The sequence below is a fragment of the Massilia aurea genome, assembly GCF_014200505.1.
GTDB classification, from domain to species: Bacteria; Pseudomonadota; Gammaproteobacteria; order Burkholderiales; family Burkholderiaceae_D; genus Telluria; species Telluria aurea_B.
The window spans coordinates 83,747-101,562 of the sequence record NZ_JACHBX010000002.1 but is presented as its reverse complement, the minus strand read 5'-3'; the positions used below and the strand labels follow the sequence as shown (position 1 = coordinate 101,562).

Below are 17,816 nucleotides of genomic sequence, written 5' to 3'. Positions count from 1 at the left end.
GACACCCATGACGGACCGATCCGATGGCGGCCCGGCGATCCACATCGCCTGGGAGTGCCTGAGCAATTTCATACGCGACGACGCGTTTGCCGCGCGCCTGGTGCTGCGCAACGATGGCGATGCGCCCATCGCGCCTGGCTGGACGCTGTGCTTCAACACCTGCCGCAAGATCCTGGCCGAGACGGTCAGTGCCGGCTACGCCATCGCGCACGTCAATGGCGACCTGTTCGCACTGTCGATGCCGGGTGGCGACGCCTGGATGCCGGGGCAGACACACACGCTGGACTACGAAGCGCTGCACTGGGCGATCAGCATCACCGATGCGCCGCTGGGCTTTTATTTGCTGCCGGGGCAGGGCGGGGCGGCCGTTGACCTGGGCGACCCGGTCATCGCGCCGTTCGCGCGGCCAGAGCAGCGCCAGCGCAACCGGGGCGACGCGGTGCCCACCGCCGATGCGGCCTGGCGTTTTGCGCAGAATGCGGCGTTGTCGACCCTGCCCGAGGACGAGGTCGGGCGCATCACGCCGCGTCCACGGGCAGCACATTTCACTGGCGGCCAGTACCGGCTGGGACGCGACGCGGCGGTCGTGCATGGGGCAGGGCTGGACAACGAAGTGCGGTTTTTGCGCGCGCTGCTGGCCGACCTGCCGCCGGGTGAGGGCGTGGTGACGCTCGCCATCGGACCGGTGACTGAAGCCGGCGATGAAGCGTATTCGCTCGACATCGATGCGCAGCACGTGGCGCTCACGGGCGCCAGCGCGCACGGCGTCTTCAACGGCCTGCAAAGCCTGGCGCAGCTGGTCTCGCCCAATGGCGTGCTGCCGCTGGGCGCGGTGCAGGATGCGCCGCGCTACGCCTACCGCGGCATGATGCTCGACGTTGCCCGTCACTTTTCCAGCGTCGACACCGTGCTGCGCCTGCTCGACTGCATGGCCGCGTATAAACTCAACCGCTTCCATTTTCACCTGACCGACGACGAAGGCTGGCGCCTGGAGATTGATGCCTTGCCTGAGCTGACCACCATCGGCGCGCAGCGTGGCGTTGCTTATCCGGGCAGATCGTGTCTGCCACCGTCGTTCGGCTCCGGCGCCGCCGTCGATGCATCCAGCGGCAGCGGCTTCTATACAGCCGACGAGTTCGTCACGATCCTGCGCCATGCGAAAGCGCGCCACATCGACGTCATCCCCGAATTCAATCTGCCCGGACACGCGCGCGCGGCGGTCGAAGCGATGCGCGTGCGGCATGCGCGCCTGGTGGCGGCAGGTGACCTTGCCGGCGCCGACGAGTATTTGCTCAGCGATCCGGCCGACACGTCGGCCTATGAATCGGTGCAGCTGTGGCATGACAACGTGATGTGCATTGCGCTGCCGTCGGTCGATCGCTTCATCGATACCGTCGTCACTGCCGTGGCAGCGCTGTACCGGGAAGCAGAGGTGCCGCTGACCGTGCTGCACACCGGCGGCGACGAAGTCCCTGGCGGCGCCTGGGTCGGTTCGCCCGTCTGTCAGGCCAGCATGCGCGCGCATGGCTGGACGGATGTGCGCGAGTTGCGCGACGACTTCCAGGGGCGTTGCCGCGCGATCCTGGCGCGTCACGGCATCGCCTTTGCGGGCTGGGAAGAAACGGCGCTGACACCGCGTGCCGATGGCGTGCTGGCGCCTGACCGGCGCCAGGCCGGGCGCGACTTCCATGTCTATGTCTGGAACAACGGCGGCTTGCCGCACGAACGCGATTGCGCGACCGAACTGGCCGCGGCCGGTTTCGACGTCGTGCTGGCCAATGCCACGAGTTTGTATTTCGATTTCGCCCACGCCAAGCATCCGCTGGAGCCGGGCTACTACTGGGCTGGTTTCGTCGGCACGCGCGATGCGTTCGATCTGGCGCCGAGCGCCGGCATCACGGGCCTGCAAGGCCAGCTCTGGGGCGAGAACGTGTGCTCACGCGCGCGGCTCGAGTATCTCGCGATGCCACGTCTGCTCGGCCTGGCCGAACGCGCGTGGTCGCCGCAGGACACGAATCCCGACTGGAATGAATTCGCCAACCGTCTTGGTCGGCGCGAATTGCCGCGGCTCGATCGCCACGGCTGGCACTACCGCCTGCCGCCGCCGGGCGCCCGCGTGGAGAACGGCATGCTGCAGGCGAATACCGCCTTTCCCGGACTGGGCCTGCATTACACTGTCGATGGCGCCGACCCTGATACCACCAGCCCGCGCTACGTCGACCCGGTGTCTGTGCACGGCGTGGCCATCGTGAAACTGGCCAGCATCGACACGCACGGTCGCGTGAGCCGCATCGTCACCCTACATCTGGAATCGCCATGAACGAGACGCTGGTCGCTGCCCCGGTCCACCATGTGCCACGGCGCCACCCGCTGTCGTGGGTGCCCACGCTGTACCTGGCGCAGGGCTTGCCGTTCTATGCGGTGGCGCTGGTCGCCGGACAGATGCTCAAGAGCATGGGCGTACCGAACGACCAGATCGCCCGCTGGACGGGCCTGCTTGGCCTGGCCTGGGCCTTCAAGGCGCTGTGGAGTCCGTTCCTGGAACTGGCCCCGAGCCGGCGCATGGCCGTTGTCACCTGCCAGATTTTTGGAGGCGCGTGCCTGGCCCTGGTCGCGCTGGCCCTGCAACTGCCGATGTGGTTTGCCCTGTGCCTGGCGCTGCTGGCGATCGTGTCGCTGGCCTCGAGCACGCACGACATCGTCGCCGACGGCATCTATATCAGCAGCCTGACGGCGCGCGAGCAGGCGGCGTATGCGGGCTGGCAGGGCGCTTTCTTCAACGCCGCCAAATTCCTCTCGCTCGGCGGTCTCTTGATCCTGGCGGGCGAACTCGAAGAGCGCTTCGGCATCGCTTCTGCCTGGACCGTCGTGTTCCTGCTGCTTGGCTGCCTGATGGTGACGCTGGGCCTGTACCACTGGCACGCGCTGCCGGCCACGCCCAAGCTCGCGGGGCGGATCCGTCATGCGCGCGACGTCAAGGCCACGCTGGTCGACGTGTTCAAGACGTTCTTTGCCAAGCGCGGGATCTGGCTGGCGATCCTGTTCATCATCCTGTTTCGCGCCGGGGAGGGGCAGATCCAGTCGATCGGCCCGCTGTTCCTGCGCGACGCGCGCGAGGCCGGCGGCCTGGGGTTAACCACCGCGCAGGTGGGCTGGGTATATGGCACGGTCGGCACCGCGGCCTTTTTGATCGGCAGCATTGCGGGTGGCTACTTCACGGCGTGGCTGGGCCTCAAGCGCGCATTGCCACTGCTGATCCTGGCGATGAACCTGCCCAATGCGGTGTTCTGGTACTTGAGCGACGCGCAGCCCGTCTCGATGCCGCTGATCGTCAGTGCGCTGGGGCTCGAGATGTTCGGCTATGGCTTCGGCTTCGTTGGCGTGATCCTGTTCATCATGCAGGTGGTCGCCAGCGGCCCGTATCAGGCGGCGCACTACGCGCTGGGGACCGGCTTCATGCAACTGGGTTTTGTGCTGTTTCGCACGATCAGCGGCGACATCCAGCAGGCGCTCGGTTATCGGGATTTCTTTCTGTGGGTGCTGGTAGCGGCGCTGCCGGTGCTGGTGCTGAGCCGCTTCATGCGCATCGAGGCGCCTGATAACGCGGTGGAGAACAACTAGCGCCGCTTGACCGGCAGGGCCAGCCAGCCCTGCCAGCCGCCAGCTTCGGTGCGCGCGACCTTCTGGACATGGGGCCGCGTCGCATCGAGCCGCCACACGCTCTGGTGTTCGAGCCAGTCTTCGTACATCGCCCGAAAGCGCGGCCACTCGCCGTGAAATTCAAGGATCGCCACCATCCCGGCCGGCAGCACGCGCAGCCCCAGGCCCGGGTCGGCCAGCACGCCGGCGTCGAAGCCGAAGTCGTAGCAGTATTCGCGCTCGCCCGTAAACCCCGGATCTTCGTCAAACACGCCGTACCACGGCGCCCCGCGTGGCATGCCGGCGCTTTCCTGTGTGCAGATGAAGGCATTGCAGGCCAGCGACAGCGCCGCGCCGGACTGGCCAAAGAAGCGCTGGTAGCGCAGCTGCACGGCCGGTAACTGGCGCAGCGTGACGCGCGCGGCAACGCTGCCAGGCGCGGGCGCGCAATAAGGGGCGTTCAGCGCGGTGAGTTCGCCCGGCTCGGCGACAAAGAAACTGACATCGCTTTCTCGCCCGACCTGGGCATCCATATAGATGCGCCAGCCGCCGTCGCGCCAGGATTTGGCCGGCATGCCGAACTGCTGGCGGAAGGCCTTGGCGAACGCTGCATTGGACGGAAAGCCGCAATCCTGCGCGATGCGCCCGACCGGCACGTCTGGTTCGTGGCGCAGGAGGTGCGCGGCGCGGCGCAGGCGCCGCTTGCGCTGGTACTCCACCGCCGAAAAGCCGGTCAGTTCACGGAAGATGCGGTCGAAGTGGTAGCTCGAATAGCTGGCCGATGCGGCCAGGCTGCCCAGGGCCAGCGGGTCGCCGACCGAATCGAGCATCAGGTCCATGACTTCATACAGGCGCGACAGACGCGACACCGATACCCGGGGCGCCACGCAGGCGGCAGCAGGTGACATGCGGTGCGTAAGGACGGCTTGGGCGGCGTGGGTCGGTGGCATATCGCGGATCGTCATGACAGCGTTGATGAATTATGCGACCAAACCCGCTGCCGTGGCGAACTATGTGTAGCCTGGAAAATACAGTCCGCGCCCGTTGCGTCTCATCACTCCCAGGGCTGGTAAGCGATGCCCTGGCCGATCAGGTCCGCCACTGCCGCGACGTTTTCACCGCTTTCGCTGAACGAGGCCAATACGCCTGCCACGTTGTCGCGGCCCGAGTCGAGTACGTCGAGCCAGAAGGCGAAGCCACCGTCGTCCGGCGCACGGTCCAGCACATTGCGGTAGAGCAGGGTGACCACGGCGGCATTGCTCGGCGCCGCGCCGTACATGTCACGGAACTCCCGCGAGTCGGCAAACCCGCCGGCGACGGCGTCGAGCGATGCGCCGCGATCAAGCGCTGCGATCCAGTAACCCAGACCAAGCTCGTCGGGCGCGCGGTCAAACGCGGCGCGGTAGATGCGGTAGGCCTGGCCGGCTGCGCCGTCCAGGTCCAGGGCCAGCGTGCGGTTGGTAAATTGCAGACGTTCGACGGACTCGAGCTGGTCGCGGTTGTCGTTCATGCCTGCTACCCGTTCATGGATGGTCCAGGTGCCGGTCGCGGCCGAGCCGGCAATCGTGTAGTTGTCGCGTCCGGCCGTATAACGGACGGTGTCGATCCCGGCGCCGCCATGCAGCAGGTCGTCGCCGGCCCCACCAATGAGCACGTCGTTGCCGTCGTCACCATACAACCGGTTGTTGCCCTGGTTGCCGTCCAGGACGTCGTTACCGCCGCCGCCGCGCAATGCATCGTTGCCTTCACCGCCGTGCAAGAAATCGTTGCCGTCGCCACCCTCGAGCACGTCGTTGCCGGCACCGCCGTCGATGGTGTCATTGCCAGTCATACCGCGCAGGAGATCGTCGAGCCGGCCACCGGAGAGGCGATCGTCGAGCAGGCTGCCAACGACCGTCTGGCCGCGCGACGAGCCGTCCGGATGGCTGCCCTCATGGAAGTTGTCGGACGTGAACGCACTGACCGTCGTGTTCTCGAGCACGACCTGGGTGGCAAACGTCTTCGGACCGGCCGCGCCGTCTGCATCGATCTGGAGCAGCACGTGGCTGCCATACTGAACCATGCGCGCGGCGCCGCCCATGCCGAAGGGATTGTCGGCGCGGTAGTAAAAGAAGGAAAAAACGTCCAACATATCGCCGCCGGCGCCGGTCTGGAAATCACGGATCGTGATTACTGCGGCCGGATCGTTGAATTCGTTGAACCTGTAATGGTCGCTGCCGCCGCCGCCCGTGACGTCGATCCGGCGCGACGTGTCCAGGTACTGGAACCTCATCGTATCGTCGCCCTCGCCGCCATCGATCTGCAGGCTGGGCGCGTCGGCCGGTTCGCTGCCGTGGCTCAGCGTGATCTCATCGTTGCCGGCGCCGCCGATGATCTTTCTGACCGCGCTGCCTTCGACGTCGATCCTGTCGTCGCCGGCGCCGCCATCGAGCAGCGATCCGGCGCCGCTCACCCAGAGTCCATCGTCACGCAGCCGGTCGTCGCCTTCGCCGCCGCGCAGGATGTTCGCGCCCTGCGCGTCCCTGAGGTCGTCGTTGCCATCGCCACCCTCGAGGGTATCGTCCCCGTCGCCGCCGGACAGCTGGTCCTTGCCTGCGCCGCCCTGCAGCAGGTCATTGCCAACGTTGCCGTCCAGCGTGTCGTCGCCCGCGCCACCGCGCAGGGTATCGTTGCCGGCGCGCCCGTCGAGCTGGTCGTCGCCATCGCCGCCATCGATCGTATCGTCCTGTGTGTCGCCCACCAGCACATCATTTCCAGCAGTGCCGGTCTGCACGCTGCCCTGGGTGCTGCCATTGGGGTGGTAGCCGTTGACGAACTGCGTGCTGCCGAGCGATGCCAGCGAGACGTTGGCCAGGACGGCCGCCAGCTCGGGCGCATGAGTGCTGCCCGCGATACCGTCAAGATCGATGTACAACGCCACGTCCGCGCCTTGCTGGCGTGCGTTCAGATAACCGGCAGCGCCGAAGGGATTGTCCGTCAGGCCATACGGAAGACCACGGCTCAGGTCGATGCGGTCGTCGCTGCCGAAGTCGGTGATGATCAGGTTCGTACCGGTTGCCAGGATCTCGAACAGGTCGGCGCCGGCCCCGCCGCTGGCACGGATCGCCACGGCGTTGCGTGTCTCGTCGAACACCAGGGTGTCGTTGCCATCTCCGCCATCGACGGTGATGATGCGGCCCGGCGCACCGTTGCCGCGCAGGTTCAGATAGTCGCCGCCGGCGCCTGCCAGCATGGTGTCGGCGCCGCTGCCACCGAACAGATAATCATTGCCGATGCCCCCCTCGAGCAGGTTGGTGCCTTCCGAGTAGCTCTCGAGCCGGTCTTTGCCTGCGCCGCCGCGCAGGACATTGTCACCGGCACCGTCGTGCAGCGTGTCATCGCCGTCGCCACCGTCGAGCAGGTCGTTGCCGGCGCCGCCGAACAGAGCGTCGTTGCCGCCCAATCCCAGCAGCTTGTCGTCGAGCCCCGTGCCATTGAGCGTGTCGTTGCCCGCAGTACCGGTCAGGAGCATGCCGGCGGTGCCGCCGCGCGGATCGAAGCCATTAACGAAATTGGCTGCGCCGACCTGCCCGGGCGTGACGCCCCGCAGGGTGACCAAAGTGAGATAGAGCGCAGGATCGCCCGTGCTCTGTTTTTGCAGCAGGGTGTCGGCGCCGGATGCGACCAGTCGCAGGATGCCTGTGTCGAAGGGATTGCCGACCGGTTCGAAGTTGAACATCCGGAGGATGTCGATCTGGTCGCCGCCTGCGCCCGTCGTGAAGTCGGTGATCACGATCTCTTGCGCGAAATTAAGCGGACCGAAGTGGTTCAGGACGAAGCGATCGCTGCCGGCACCACCGGCCAGACTGCCGGTGCCTGCGATGAAGCTCGAGACATCGATCGCGATGGTGTCATTGCCGGCACCGCCATCGGCAACGGTTGCCACGCCGTTCGTAAACCAGCTGATCTGGATATAGTCGTTGCCGGCGCCGCCAGCGTAGGTGCTGCCGCTGGAACCGGTCAAGGTATCGTTACCGTTGCCGCCGAAGAAGTGGTTGGCGCCGAGGCTGTCTTCGATCCGGTCATCCCCGTCGCCGCCTTCGATGCGGTCGTTTCCGCCGCCGCCTCGCAGGTCGTCATTGCCACCGTAACCGTAGATCGTGTCGTTCCCCTCGCCGCCATCGATGTTGTCGCGCTGTTCGCTGCCATGGATGGTGTCATTCTGTTCGGTACCGGTCAGATTGACGGGGACGGGGCCGGGGCCGGCGCTTTGGAGCAGGGCATTGATCATGCAAAAAATCCAGTGAATATCGTAATGGCCGTGACTATTGCGGAACTACACATCCCTGTCCAGATAATTGACGGCATGATGCGTTTTGCATACAGATCGCGCACGCCATGCAGTTGCTGCGCCGCAGCAAATTTACAAATCACTTACAATTGCGTGGTCATTTAACTATCACAACGCCCCGCGCGTTCTGTCTCTGGAGAAATTATGCAGACAGCATTATCGGCGGGCTTCATCCTCGCCATCGTTCTGTGGGGCGTCATTTCGCCCGACACCATGGGCCCGATCTTCGAGACCGCGCTTGCCACCGTCACCCGCAACTTCGGCTGGTTCTACCTCTGGGTCGTCCTTGGCATGGTGGTCTTTGTTGCCTTCCTGGCCTTCAGCCGTTACGGCAACCTGAAACTCGGCGGCGATGACGACGAGCCGGAATTCGCGCTGGGCAGCTGGTTCTCGATGCTGTTTGCCGCCGGTATGGGCATCGGCCTCGTGTTCTTTGGTGTGGCCGAACCAATCTCGCACTACATCGAAGCGCCACCCGGTACCGTGTCGAACACGCCGGAAGCGGCGGGCGCTGCCATGCGCTACACCTTCTTCCATTGGGGTATCCACCCGTGGGCCGTGTACAGCGCCGTGGCGCTGGCGATTGCCTTCTTCCAGTACCGGCGCGGCGGTGTCGCCCTGGTCAGCACCGTAACGGACGCGCTGCCGTGGCCGATCGTCAAGCACATGGGCGGGTTCTTCAACGGACTGGCCGTGGTCGCGACCGCCTTTGGCGTGGCAGCGTCGCTTGGCGTGGGCGCGCTGCAGATCAACAATGGCCTGAACACCGTGTTCGGCGTACAAGTGAGCGAGGCGTCGCAGATTGGCATCATCGTGCTGGCTACTGTCATGTTCCTTGGGTCGGCCGTCAGCGGCGTCACGCGCGGCGTGAAAATCCTTTCGAACACCAACATGATCATGGCTGCGCTGCTGGCGCTGGCCGTCTTCATCCTTGGCCCGACCGTGGCGATCATCGACACGCTGACCAGCACGCTGGGCAACTACGTCACCGAATTCGTCCGCATGAGCCTGCGCGCGACGCCGTTCCGCGACAGCACCTGGGTTGGCAGCTGGACCATCTTCTACTGGGCCTGGTGGATTTCGTGGTCGCCGTTCGTGGGCCTGTTCATCGCCCGCGTCTCGCGTGGCCGCACGATCCGTGAATTCATCCTGGGCACGATGCTGGCGCCGACGCTGGCGGCGTTCATCTGGTTCTCGATCTTTGGCGGCACCGCGCTGCACATGCAGATCTGGCAGCAGATCCCGATTGCCGACGCCGTGCGCGCCGACACGGCCACTGCGCTGTTCGCGATGTTCGACGCGATGCCGTTCGGCATGCTGATGTCGGGCGTGGCCACGATCCTGGTGCTGGTGTTCTTTGTGACCTCGGGCGATTCGGCCGTTCTGGTGCTGGGCATGATGAGCAGCGGCGGCAATCCAAATCCGTCGACCCGCAGCAAGCTGCTGTGGGGCGGCCTGATCGCCGGTATTGCGATCAGCCTGCTGCTGGCAGGGGGACTAAAGGCGCTGCAGACAGCGACCATCGTGTTTGCCGTGCCGTTTTCGCTGGTGATCATCCTGATGCTGATCTCGCTCTGGCGCGGGGTGCGCGAAGACTGGACTGCGCACGAGAAGCAGGAACGCGAACTGCGTCGCCGCGTGCGCCAGATCGTCGAAAAGTAAGCGTCCATCTCGTACGACACGAACGGCCAGCCGCAGTTGCGGGCTGGCCGTTTTTTTAGGCGCTGATGTTCTGATTCGCCGTCAAATTTCCTCTCGTTATCGACTCGGCGCGCTAATGGGCCATGCCACGTAGGCGCATGCGCCGCTGCCGCCCGGTCTGTGACCTGGCGAACAGAGCATCAATCGTGCGCCTCCCAAAGTAGGTGTTTTATTCACCGAACGCCTCACGAAGGGAACCCAATGAAAGCACTTGTCTACAACGGACCATGCGATGTCCAGATCAAGAACGTGCCGGACGCCACGATCGAGAAGCCGACCGATGTGCTGGTGCGTATCACCACCACGAACATCTGCGGTTCCGACCTGCACATGTACGAGGGCCGCACCAGCATGGAAACGGGCCGCATCCTCGGTCACGAGAACATGGGTGAAGTCATCGCCGTCGGCAAGGCCGTCGACCGCGTCAAGGTCGGCGACATGGTCTGCCTGCCATTCAATATCGGTTGCGGCTTTTGCGAAAGCTGCGAGCGCGGCCTGACCGGTTTTTGCCTGACCTGCAACCCGGGCAGCGCGGGCGCGGCCTACGGCTTTGCCGGCATGGGTCCGTACAGCGGTGGCCAGGCTGAACTGCTGCGCGTGCCATACGGCGACTTCAATTGCCTGGTGCTGCCAAAGGATGCGCAGGAAAAGGAAAACGATTACGTGATGCTGTCGGATATTTTCCCGACCGGCTATCACGCGACCGAACTAGCGCAGATGAAGCCGGGCGACTCGGTGGCCATCTATGGCGCCGGTCCGGTGGGCCTGATGGCGGCAATGTCGGCCTTCCTGAAGGGTGCGAGCCGCGTGTTCGTCGTCGACCCAAACAAGGACCGCCTGGCGCTGGCCGAGAAGATGGGCGCGATCGGCATCAATGACATCGAAGGCGATGGCGCTGCGCAGATCAAGGAACTGACGGACGGCCAGGGCGCCGACTGCGGTTGCGAATGCGTGGGCTACCAGTGCTGCGACAAGCACGGCAAGGAAGTGCCGAACCTGACCATGAACAATCTGGTCGAAGCGGTCAAGCCAACCGGCGGCATCGGTGTGGTGGGCGTGTTCCTGCCGGAAGATCCGGGTGCGAAGGACGAGCTGGCCAAGGAAGGCAAGCTGGCGTTCGACTACGGCAAATTGTGGTTCAAGGGCCAGCGCATCGGCAACGGCCAGGCCAATGTCAAGGCCTACAACCGCAGCCTCGCCAAGCTGATCCACGCCGGCCGCGCCAAGCCGTCGCAGATCATCTCGCACGAGCTGTCGCTGGACGAAGCGCCGCACGCGTACAAGAAGTTCGACGAGCGCGCTGATGGCTGGACCAAGGTGATCCTCAAGCCGGGCCAGTAAGTTGCAACGTGAACCGGGGCAACCCGGTTCACGTCATTGCTGAAAGGAGCAGGGCCATGACGACAACGTTCAAGGCCGGCGACAAGGTGGAGTGGGAGTCATCCCAGGGCACGGTCACCGGCAAGGTCAAGAAGAAATTGACGGCGCCAACCGACATCAAGAGTCACCATGTCGCAGCGTCCAAAGAGCATCCGGAATACCTGGTGGTCAGCGACAAGACCGGGGCCGAGGCGGCGCACAAGGCGTCTGCGCTGAAGAAAGCGTAAAGCCAGCGCCTCTTCATGGTTCAGCGCTGCGCCGGTGCTGCCTGCTGTTTCGTTTCAGTCTGGACGAGGCAGCTGCGCGTGCACTGCTGGTACGTCTTGTCACAGGCGCCAGCGCGGTCGAGCCGGCGATGCGTGTCGCCTGCAGCCTGCAGGGCGCGGGCACCTTGCCCGGGCACTGTGCCCTCGGCCGTTCGCGCCAGCGGATTACGGGCAGCGGTCTCCGGCGGTGGCACGAAGCGTTCCTTACCACCCGAGCTGGCCTCGACGCGGCATTCGCGCTGCGTCGATTCGCACATCGATGTACAAAAATTCGTCTCAGCAGCCAGCGCTGAGCCAGTTGTCAGCATGCCGAGGCACGTTATCAGCGAGGCTGCCGGCGTAGCAAGGCGAGTCAATGCAAGTCGGAATGTCATGGCTTGAAGTCGAATGTGGAAAATTGCCAGTCTACGGCATCGACATCATTCAAAACTCACGGATTCTCATCCGCGGCGCCAATGTCTTAAGATTCGGTTCATCTTGCCGCGCAAGCATGGCAAGGTAAGTCATTCCATCTATTGATTCCATACCCATGCGCATTCTGCTCGTCGAAGACGACCTCTCCCTTGGCGACACCATCCAGGCCTGGTTACGGCTTGATGGCCACGCCGTCGACTGGGTCCAGCGCGGCGACTCGGCGCAGACGGCCCTGATGACCCATCGCTACGACTGCGTGCTGCTCGACCGTGGCTTGCCGGGTTTGTCCGGCGACGCCTTGCTGGGCCAGTTGCGCGCCGCCGGCAATGGCGTGGCCGTCATCCTGATCACAGCCTTCAACGCCCTGGCCGATCGTGTCGAAGGCCTGGACCTGGGCGCCGACGACTACCTGGTCAAGCCGTTCGAACTCGAGGAAATGTCGGCTCGCATCCGCGCAGCCGTGCGCCGCGGCGCGAACCAGGTGAGCAATGACCTCGTGCACGGTGAGATCGCGCTGAACCTGGACACCAAGGCGGCCAGCCTGCGCGGCGTGCCCGTCGCGCTGACGGCGCGCGAGTACAACGTGCTGTACGCGCTGCTGCTGCGCAAGAACAGCATCGTCACCCGGGCCCAGATCGAAGAGACGCTGTATGGCTGGGGTGACGAAGTCGAGAGCAATGCGATCGAGGTCTATGTGCACAACCTGCGCAAGAAATTCGGCAGCGACAGCATCGTCACAGTGCGCGGGCTGGGCTACCGGATGAAGACTGATGGTGAATGATTCGCCGGTGCAGCCGTGGTCATTGCGTCGGCGCCTCTTGATCGCCATCGTGGCCGCCAGCACCGTGCTGTGGCTGGCCAGCCTGGGCATTGTCACCGTCATCGCCTGGCAGGAGACCAACGACGTGTTCGACGATGCGCTCGAAGAATCGGGCCACATGATCATGGCTGCCACCACCGACTGGAACGAGCGCGGCCTGTTGCTGTGGCCCGGGCTCGAGAGCCGGCCTGGTCGCAAGGTCGACATGCAGTACCAGATCGTGGCAGGCGGACGCGTCGTCCAGCGTACCGGCGGCGCGCCCGCGCAGCCGTTCGTAACGGACTTTGACGACCAGGACGGCTTTGCTGATGTGCGCAACAACGGCGATCCGTGGCGCGTGTTCGTCGTGCGCGACGCGGCGCGCAGCGTCGAGGTCCAGGTCGGCCAGCAGCAGAGCAAGCGCTTCGACATCCTGGAAGAGCTGGCTGAATCGCTGTGGCTGCCCGTGCTGGGCTTCCTGCTGTTGCTGGCGCTCGTGTGCTGGGTGCTGACCGGGCGCGTATTGAAACCCTTGCGCCAGACGGCGGCCACCATCGCGGCCAAGACACCGCACGACCTGACGCAGGTGCCCACCGCCGGTCAGGCGCGCGAAGTGCTGCCGATCGTGCAGGCGCTCAACGGCGTGCTGGGTCGCCTGGATGCGGCGCTGCAGGCCGAGCGCCGCTTTACTGCGGACGCTGCGCACGAGCTGCGCACGCCGCTGGCAGGCCTGCACATGCATGTGCAGCTGCTGCAACGCCAGCATCCCGAACTGGCCACGCCGTTCCAGAAGCTGCGCCACGATATCGCGCGCACGACCGGGCTGGTCGACAGCCTCTTGACGCTGGCGCGTCTGGACCCGCTGGCGCGCGAGCAACTGGTGCGCCAGCGGGTGCCTCTGCCGGCGCTGTTTGAGCGCCTCGTGGGCTCGCATGCGCAGGAAGCGGCGGCGCGTGGCATCACCATCGCCGTGCACTGCGAGCTCGAACATGTGGAGGCCGACCCGCAGATGCTCGACATCGTGCTGCGCAACCTGCTCGACAATGCGCTGCGCTATTGCCCGGATGGCAGCCGCATCGCCATCGATGCGCGCCGGCATGGCGGATTCGACCGCATTGCCGTACGCGACAATGGCCCGGGCGTGGATGCAGCCAGCCGCGCGCGCCTGAGCGAGCGCTTCTTTCGCGTGCTGGGGCAGGGCCAGCCGGGCAGCGGACTCGGGCTCTCGATCGTCAGGCGCATCGCCGATCTGCACGGCATCGCGCTGACTTTCGGCGCCGGCCTGGACGGGCGCGGCCTGGGTGTCACGCTCGACTTCGACGCGTCCTTAAGATCGGTTTAATGTCCCGCCGGTGTAATGCGTCTGTGCCTGCCAACGCTGTGCAGGCAACGACCCACCAACTACCGAGGACTGACCATGAAACGTATTTCGCACATCGCCTGCATCGCCCTGTTGATCACCGGTTCGGCCGCTGCTGTTGCCCAGACCGCTGCAACCCAGACCACAACGCCGGCTGCAACCGCCACCGTAGCGCCAACTGCCGCCCCGGCCACCAAGGCCGCGCCATCGGGCTATGCCGGTCCATCGGGCGCGCCGTTGATGACCGCCAAGGATTTGCTGGCCAATGGCAAGGATGACCAGTACGTGCGCCTCAAGGGCAAGCTCACCAGCCACAAGGGCGACGAGAACTACGAGTTCACCGACGCCAGCGGCAAGATCATGGTCGAGATCGACGCTGATCGATTTCCGGCCGGCGTGACGGTCGATCACAACACGCTGGTGGAACTCACCGGCGAGTTCGACAAGGAAATGTTCGGCGACTCTACCGTGGACGTCGAGCAGATCAAGGTCGTCGCGCAGTAAGAATTGACGTGTTCGGGCGATAATGGTGGCTTCGCCGCCATGATTGTCCGATTCGCCCATGCATTACGATTACGCCGACCTGACGCACAACTTCGACTCCGGCGCCCTGAAGCGTGGCCACGATTACGCCGATGACGGCCATGTCCTGGTCGCGCAGTGGCAGGCCGACCGGCTGATTGGCGAAGTCGCCGGCAGCGGCGGGGCGGTCTACCATCAGACCATCCGCGTGTTCACGCGCCGCGAGCAGATCAACTTCGACGGTCGCTGCACCTGTCCGGTGGGCTACAACTGCAAGCACGTGGTGGCGGTCCTGATCAAGGATATCGAGTGCCGCGAGCGCGAAGCCCGGCAAGCCCCCGGCGCGGCCAACGCCGTCGCGCAGCACTGGCTCATGCAGCTCTCGCAGCTGAGCCAGATCACGCAGCCGGCGCTGGCGGGCACGGGCGCGGTGACCATCCTGGCCTGGGTCCTGGTGCCGGATCTGCACGGCCACTCCCGGCTGCACCTGCGCAAGGGCCGCCAGGGCAAGCGCGGCGGCATTGGCGCCAGCTCGGGTGACGTCAACCACCACGGCCTGCTGCGCGATCCACCCGCCTGGATCGCGACCGGCGACGTTGAGCTGCTGCGCCAGTTTGCCGGCCTGGCCGCTGCGTCGGGTGGCCTGGGCGTCGCGCGGCCGCAAGGCGCGCTGGGCGCACGCCTGCTGGCCCAGCTGGTCGCGCAAGAACGTCTACTGCGCGCCCACACGCCAGAGGATCTGGCGCGCGGCCGGGTCGCGCCGCTGCTGGCCGGCCCGAAGCGCGCGGCCGTGATCGACTGGCATCCACTCGATGGCGATCCCGATGCGCTTCAGCTGAGCTGGCAATTTGCCGGTGGCGGCGCGCGCGAGCAGCAGATTCCCGACGAGGTACTGCCAACCGAACCGGCCTGCTACATCGACGGTGACCTGATCGGGGAGCTGACGCTGCCGGCCTTGCTGGCGCCCTTGCCGCTGGAGATGCTGCTCGGCGCGGTGGAGCAGGCGCCGCTGCTATGGCCGGAGCACCGCGCCAGCGTGGCGACGCGCATGGCCGAGCTTGGCCTGGATGGCGTGTTCCCGTTGCCACAGGTGCTGGAAACCAATGAGCGCAGCGACGTGGCGCCCGTGCCCCTGCTCGTGCTCGACAGCATGCTGGCCAGGCAGCGCGGCGACTACCGCTGGTACGACCATGCCACCTTGATGTTCGACTACGACGGCTGGATCGCGGAGCCCGACGACGGGCCGGTGCTGCGCCGCGTCGAAAACACCAGGGTCCAGCTCATCGTGCGCGATGCCGCGCTCGAGGCGGCAGCGCGGGCGTTGCTGACCGGGCTCGGGTTTGCCGAACCGCCACCCGACTCGCCACTGCTGGATCTGCCCGGCGCCTTACAGCTTGCCGACGAGGCGGCCTGGGTCGGCTTCGTGCGCGATGCGCTGCCGCGCCTGGAGGCGGACGGCTGGCAGGTCGAGATCGAAGGCGATTATCGCTACCACCTGGCCGAAGTCGATGATTGGTACGCCGAACTCGATGAAGAAGGCGAGGGCGGGCAGGCCTGGTTCGCGCTCGAGCTGGGCATCGTCGTGAACGGCCAGCGGCACGCGCTGCTGCCCTTGCTGCTCAAGATGATCCGCGCCGCGCCGCAGGAGTTCGACCCGGTGGTCCTGGCCACACGCGCCGACGAGGGCGACCTGGTGATCGAACTCGACGACGAAACACGCGTGGCCGTGACCTGGGGCCGCATCAGGCCGATCCTGGTCACGCTGGGCGAGCTGTATTTCAACGAGCGCATGGGCAGCCGGGTACGCCTGCCGGTGATGGATGCGGCGCGCCTGGCCGAACTCGAGCGCGCAGCACACCTGCGCTGGATGGGCGGCGAGCGCTTGCGCGCACTGGGCCGCAAGCTCAACGATTTCGACGGCATCCGGCCAGTTGAACTGCCCGTTGGCCTGCAGGCCGACCTGCGGCCCTACCAGCGCAGCGGCCTGGCCTGGCTGCAGTTCCTGCGCGAGTACGAATTCGGTGGCATCCTGGCCGACGACATGGGCCTGGGCAAGACGATCCAGGCGCTGGCCCACATCCTGGTCGAGAAAGAAGCGGGGCGGCTCGACCGTCCGGCGCTGGTCGTGGCGCCCACGAGCCTGATGCCCAACTGGCAGGCCGAGGCGGCCCGCTTCACACCTGGCCTGCGCGTACTGCTATTGCATGGCAAGGAGCGCACGGCGCTGTTCGATGGCATCGGCGACGCCGACGTGGTCCTGACCACCTACGCGCTGCTCGGGCGCGACGAAGTGGCGCTGCGCGGCCACCGCTATCACCTGTTGATCCTCGATGAAGCGCAGTACATCAAGAACAGCCGCAGCAAGGCGGCGCAGACGGCGCGCCTGCTCGACGCGCGCCATCGCCTGTGCCTGACCGGCACGCCGGTGCAGAACCACCTGGGCGAACTGTGGTCGCAGTTCCATTTCCTGATGCCGGGCCTGCTGGGCGACGAGCGGGGCTTCAATACCGTGTTTCGCAAACCGATCGAGCAGGGCGGCGACATGGGCCGCAAGGACCTGCTGGTGCGGCGCCTGAAACCGTTCATGCTGCGCCGGACCAAGGACAAGGTGGCGACCGAGCTGCCGCCCAAGACCGAGATCATCCTGCCGGTCGAGCTCGGTGGCGTGCAGCGCGACCTGTACGAAACGGTGCGCGTGGCGATGGACCGCAAGGTGCGCGACGAGATCGACCGCAAGGGCCTGGCGCGCAGCCATATCGTCATTCTCGAGGCGCTGCTCAAGCTGCGCCAGGTGTGCTGCGATCCGCGCCTGCTCAAGACAGGCGCGGCGGGTGGCTCGGCCAAGCTCGAGGCGCTGATGGAATTGCTCGATACCCTCATCAGCGAAGGGCGCAAGGTGCTGGTGTTTTCACAGTTCACGAGCATGCTGGCGCTGATCGCGGATGAACTCAACGCGCGCAGTATCGCCTACGTCGAACTCACCGGCAGCACGGTCGACCGCGCCGCACCGGTTGCTGCGTTCCAGGCGGGGCAGGTGGGTGTGTTCCTGATCAGCCTGAAGGCGGGCGGTGTGGGCCTCAATCTCACGGCGGCCGATACGGTCATCCACTACGATCCGTGGTGGAATCCGGCCAGCGAAAACCAGGCCACCGACCGCGCCTGGCGCATTGGCCAGACGCAGCCGGTCTTCGTCTACAAGCTGATCGCGCGCGGCACGCTGGAAGAAAAAATCCAGGACATGCAGCGCCGCAAGGGCGATCTGGCCAATGCCCTGCTCGCGGGCGATACCGAACTGGCACCCGCCATCGGGGCCGAGGACCTGCGCGAGATATTCTCGCCGGTCGAGCACGCACGGCCATAACGCAACAGGCCCGCCGAAGTGGCGGGCCTGTCAGGGTAGGTGCA

Annotated in this window: 12 protein-coding genes; 9 read left to right on the top strand and 3 right to left on the bottom strand. The window is 65.6% G+C overall.

Going from position 1 to position 17,816, the window contains the following annotated elements; all coding sequences use genetic code 11:
- Positions 1–7 precede the first annotated feature (7 nt).
- Positions 8–2,320 carry a family 20 glycosylhydrolase gene (locus HD842_RS09820; RefSeq protein ID WP_183553915.1) on the top strand — a complete coding sequence of 771 codons (2,313 nt, stop codon included), beginning with the start codon at positions 8–10 and terminating at the stop codon, positions 2,318–2,320.
- Positions 2,317–3,621, top strand: a complete 1,305-nt coding sequence (locus HD842_RS09815; RefSeq protein ID WP_183553913.1) for an MFS transporter — start codon at positions 2,317–2,319, stop codon at positions 3,619–3,621. The genes HD842_RS09820 and HD842_RS09815 overlap by 4 nt, the downstream gene beginning before the upstream one ends.
- Here HD842_RS09815 and HD842_RS09810 read toward each other — a convergent pair.
- Positions 3,618–4,604: a helix-turn-helix domain-containing protein gene (locus HD842_RS09810; RefSeq protein WP_229424701.1), complete on the bottom strand. Its 987-nt coding sequence runs from the start codon at positions 4,602–4,604 to the stop codon at positions 3,618–3,620. The genes HD842_RS09815 and HD842_RS09810 overlap by 4 nt on opposite strands.
- Before the next feature lie 89 nt (positions 4,605–4,693).
- Positions 4,694–7,909 carry a DUF4214 domain-containing protein gene (locus HD842_RS24060; RefSeq protein ID WP_229424700.1) on the bottom strand — a complete coding sequence of 1,072 codons (3,216 nt, stop codon included), beginning with the start codon at positions 7,907–7,909 and terminating at the stop codon, positions 4,694–4,696.
- Between the two features lie 204 nt (positions 7,910–8,113).
- On the opposite strand from HD842_RS24060, the gene HD842_RS09780 reads away from it, so the two are divergent.
- The 3 genes from HD842_RS09780 (at position 8,114) to HD842_RS09770 (ending at position 11,277) form a co-directional block, all read left to right on the top strand.
- On the top strand, positions 8,114–9,631 hold the full coding sequence (locus tag HD842_RS09780; protein ID WP_183553911.1) for a BCCT family transporter: 1,518 nt from the start codon (positions 8,114–8,116) through the stop codon (positions 9,629–9,631).
- Between the two features lie 240 nt (positions 9,632–9,871).
- Positions 9,872–11,011 (top strand): glutathione-independent formaldehyde dehydrogenase, encoded by a 1,140-nt coding sequence (locus tag HD842_RS09775; protein WP_183553909.1) that lies wholly within the window; start codon positions 9,872–9,874, stop codon positions 11,009–11,011.
- A gap of 56 nt (positions 11,012–11,067) precedes the next feature.
- A complete protein-coding gene (locus HD842_RS09770) occupies positions 11,068–11,277 on the top strand; it encodes a DUF2945 domain-containing protein (RefSeq protein ID WP_183553907.1) in 210 nt (69 codons plus the stop codon).
- Between the two features lie 20 nt (positions 11,278–11,297).
- Here HD842_RS09770 and HD842_RS09765 read toward each other — a convergent pair whose 3' ends face one another.
- The gene (locus tag HD842_RS09765; protein WP_183553905.1) at positions 11,298–11,624 is read right to left on the bottom strand and encodes a hypothetical protein; all 327 of its coding nucleotides are present in this window, start codon (positions 11,622–11,624) and stop codon (positions 11,298–11,300) included.
- Positions 11,625–11,845: 221 nt separating this feature from the next.
- Between HD842_RS09765 and HD842_RS09760 the strand changes: the two genes are divergently transcribed.
- The 4 genes from HD842_RS09760 (at position 11,846) to HD842_RS09745 (ending at position 17,772) form a co-directional block, all read left to right on the top strand.
- Positions 11,846–12,511, top strand: a complete 666-nt coding sequence (locus HD842_RS09760) for a response regulator transcription factor (protein WP_183553903.1) — start codon at positions 11,846–11,848, stop codon at positions 12,509–12,511.
- Positions 12,504–13,871 (top strand): ATP-binding protein, encoded by a 1,368-nt coding sequence (locus HD842_RS09755; protein ID WP_370660818.1) that lies wholly within the window; start codon positions 12,504–12,506, stop codon positions 13,869–13,871. The genes HD842_RS09760 and HD842_RS09755 overlap by 8 nt, the downstream gene beginning before the upstream one ends.
- A gap of 75 nt (positions 13,872–13,946) precedes the next feature.
- Entirely contained in the window at positions 13,947–14,393 is a 447-nt protein-coding gene (locus HD842_RS09750; RefSeq protein ID WP_183553899.1) for a YgiW/YdeI family stress tolerance OB fold protein, read from the top strand.
- 58 nt (positions 14,394–14,451) lie between these two features.
- Complete coding sequence (locus HD842_RS09745) at positions 14,452–17,772, top strand: DEAD/DEAH box helicase (protein ID WP_183553897.1); 3,321 nt, start codon at positions 14,452–14,454, stop codon at positions 17,770–17,772.
- The last annotated feature ends 44 nt before the right edge of the window (positions 17,773–17,816 follow it).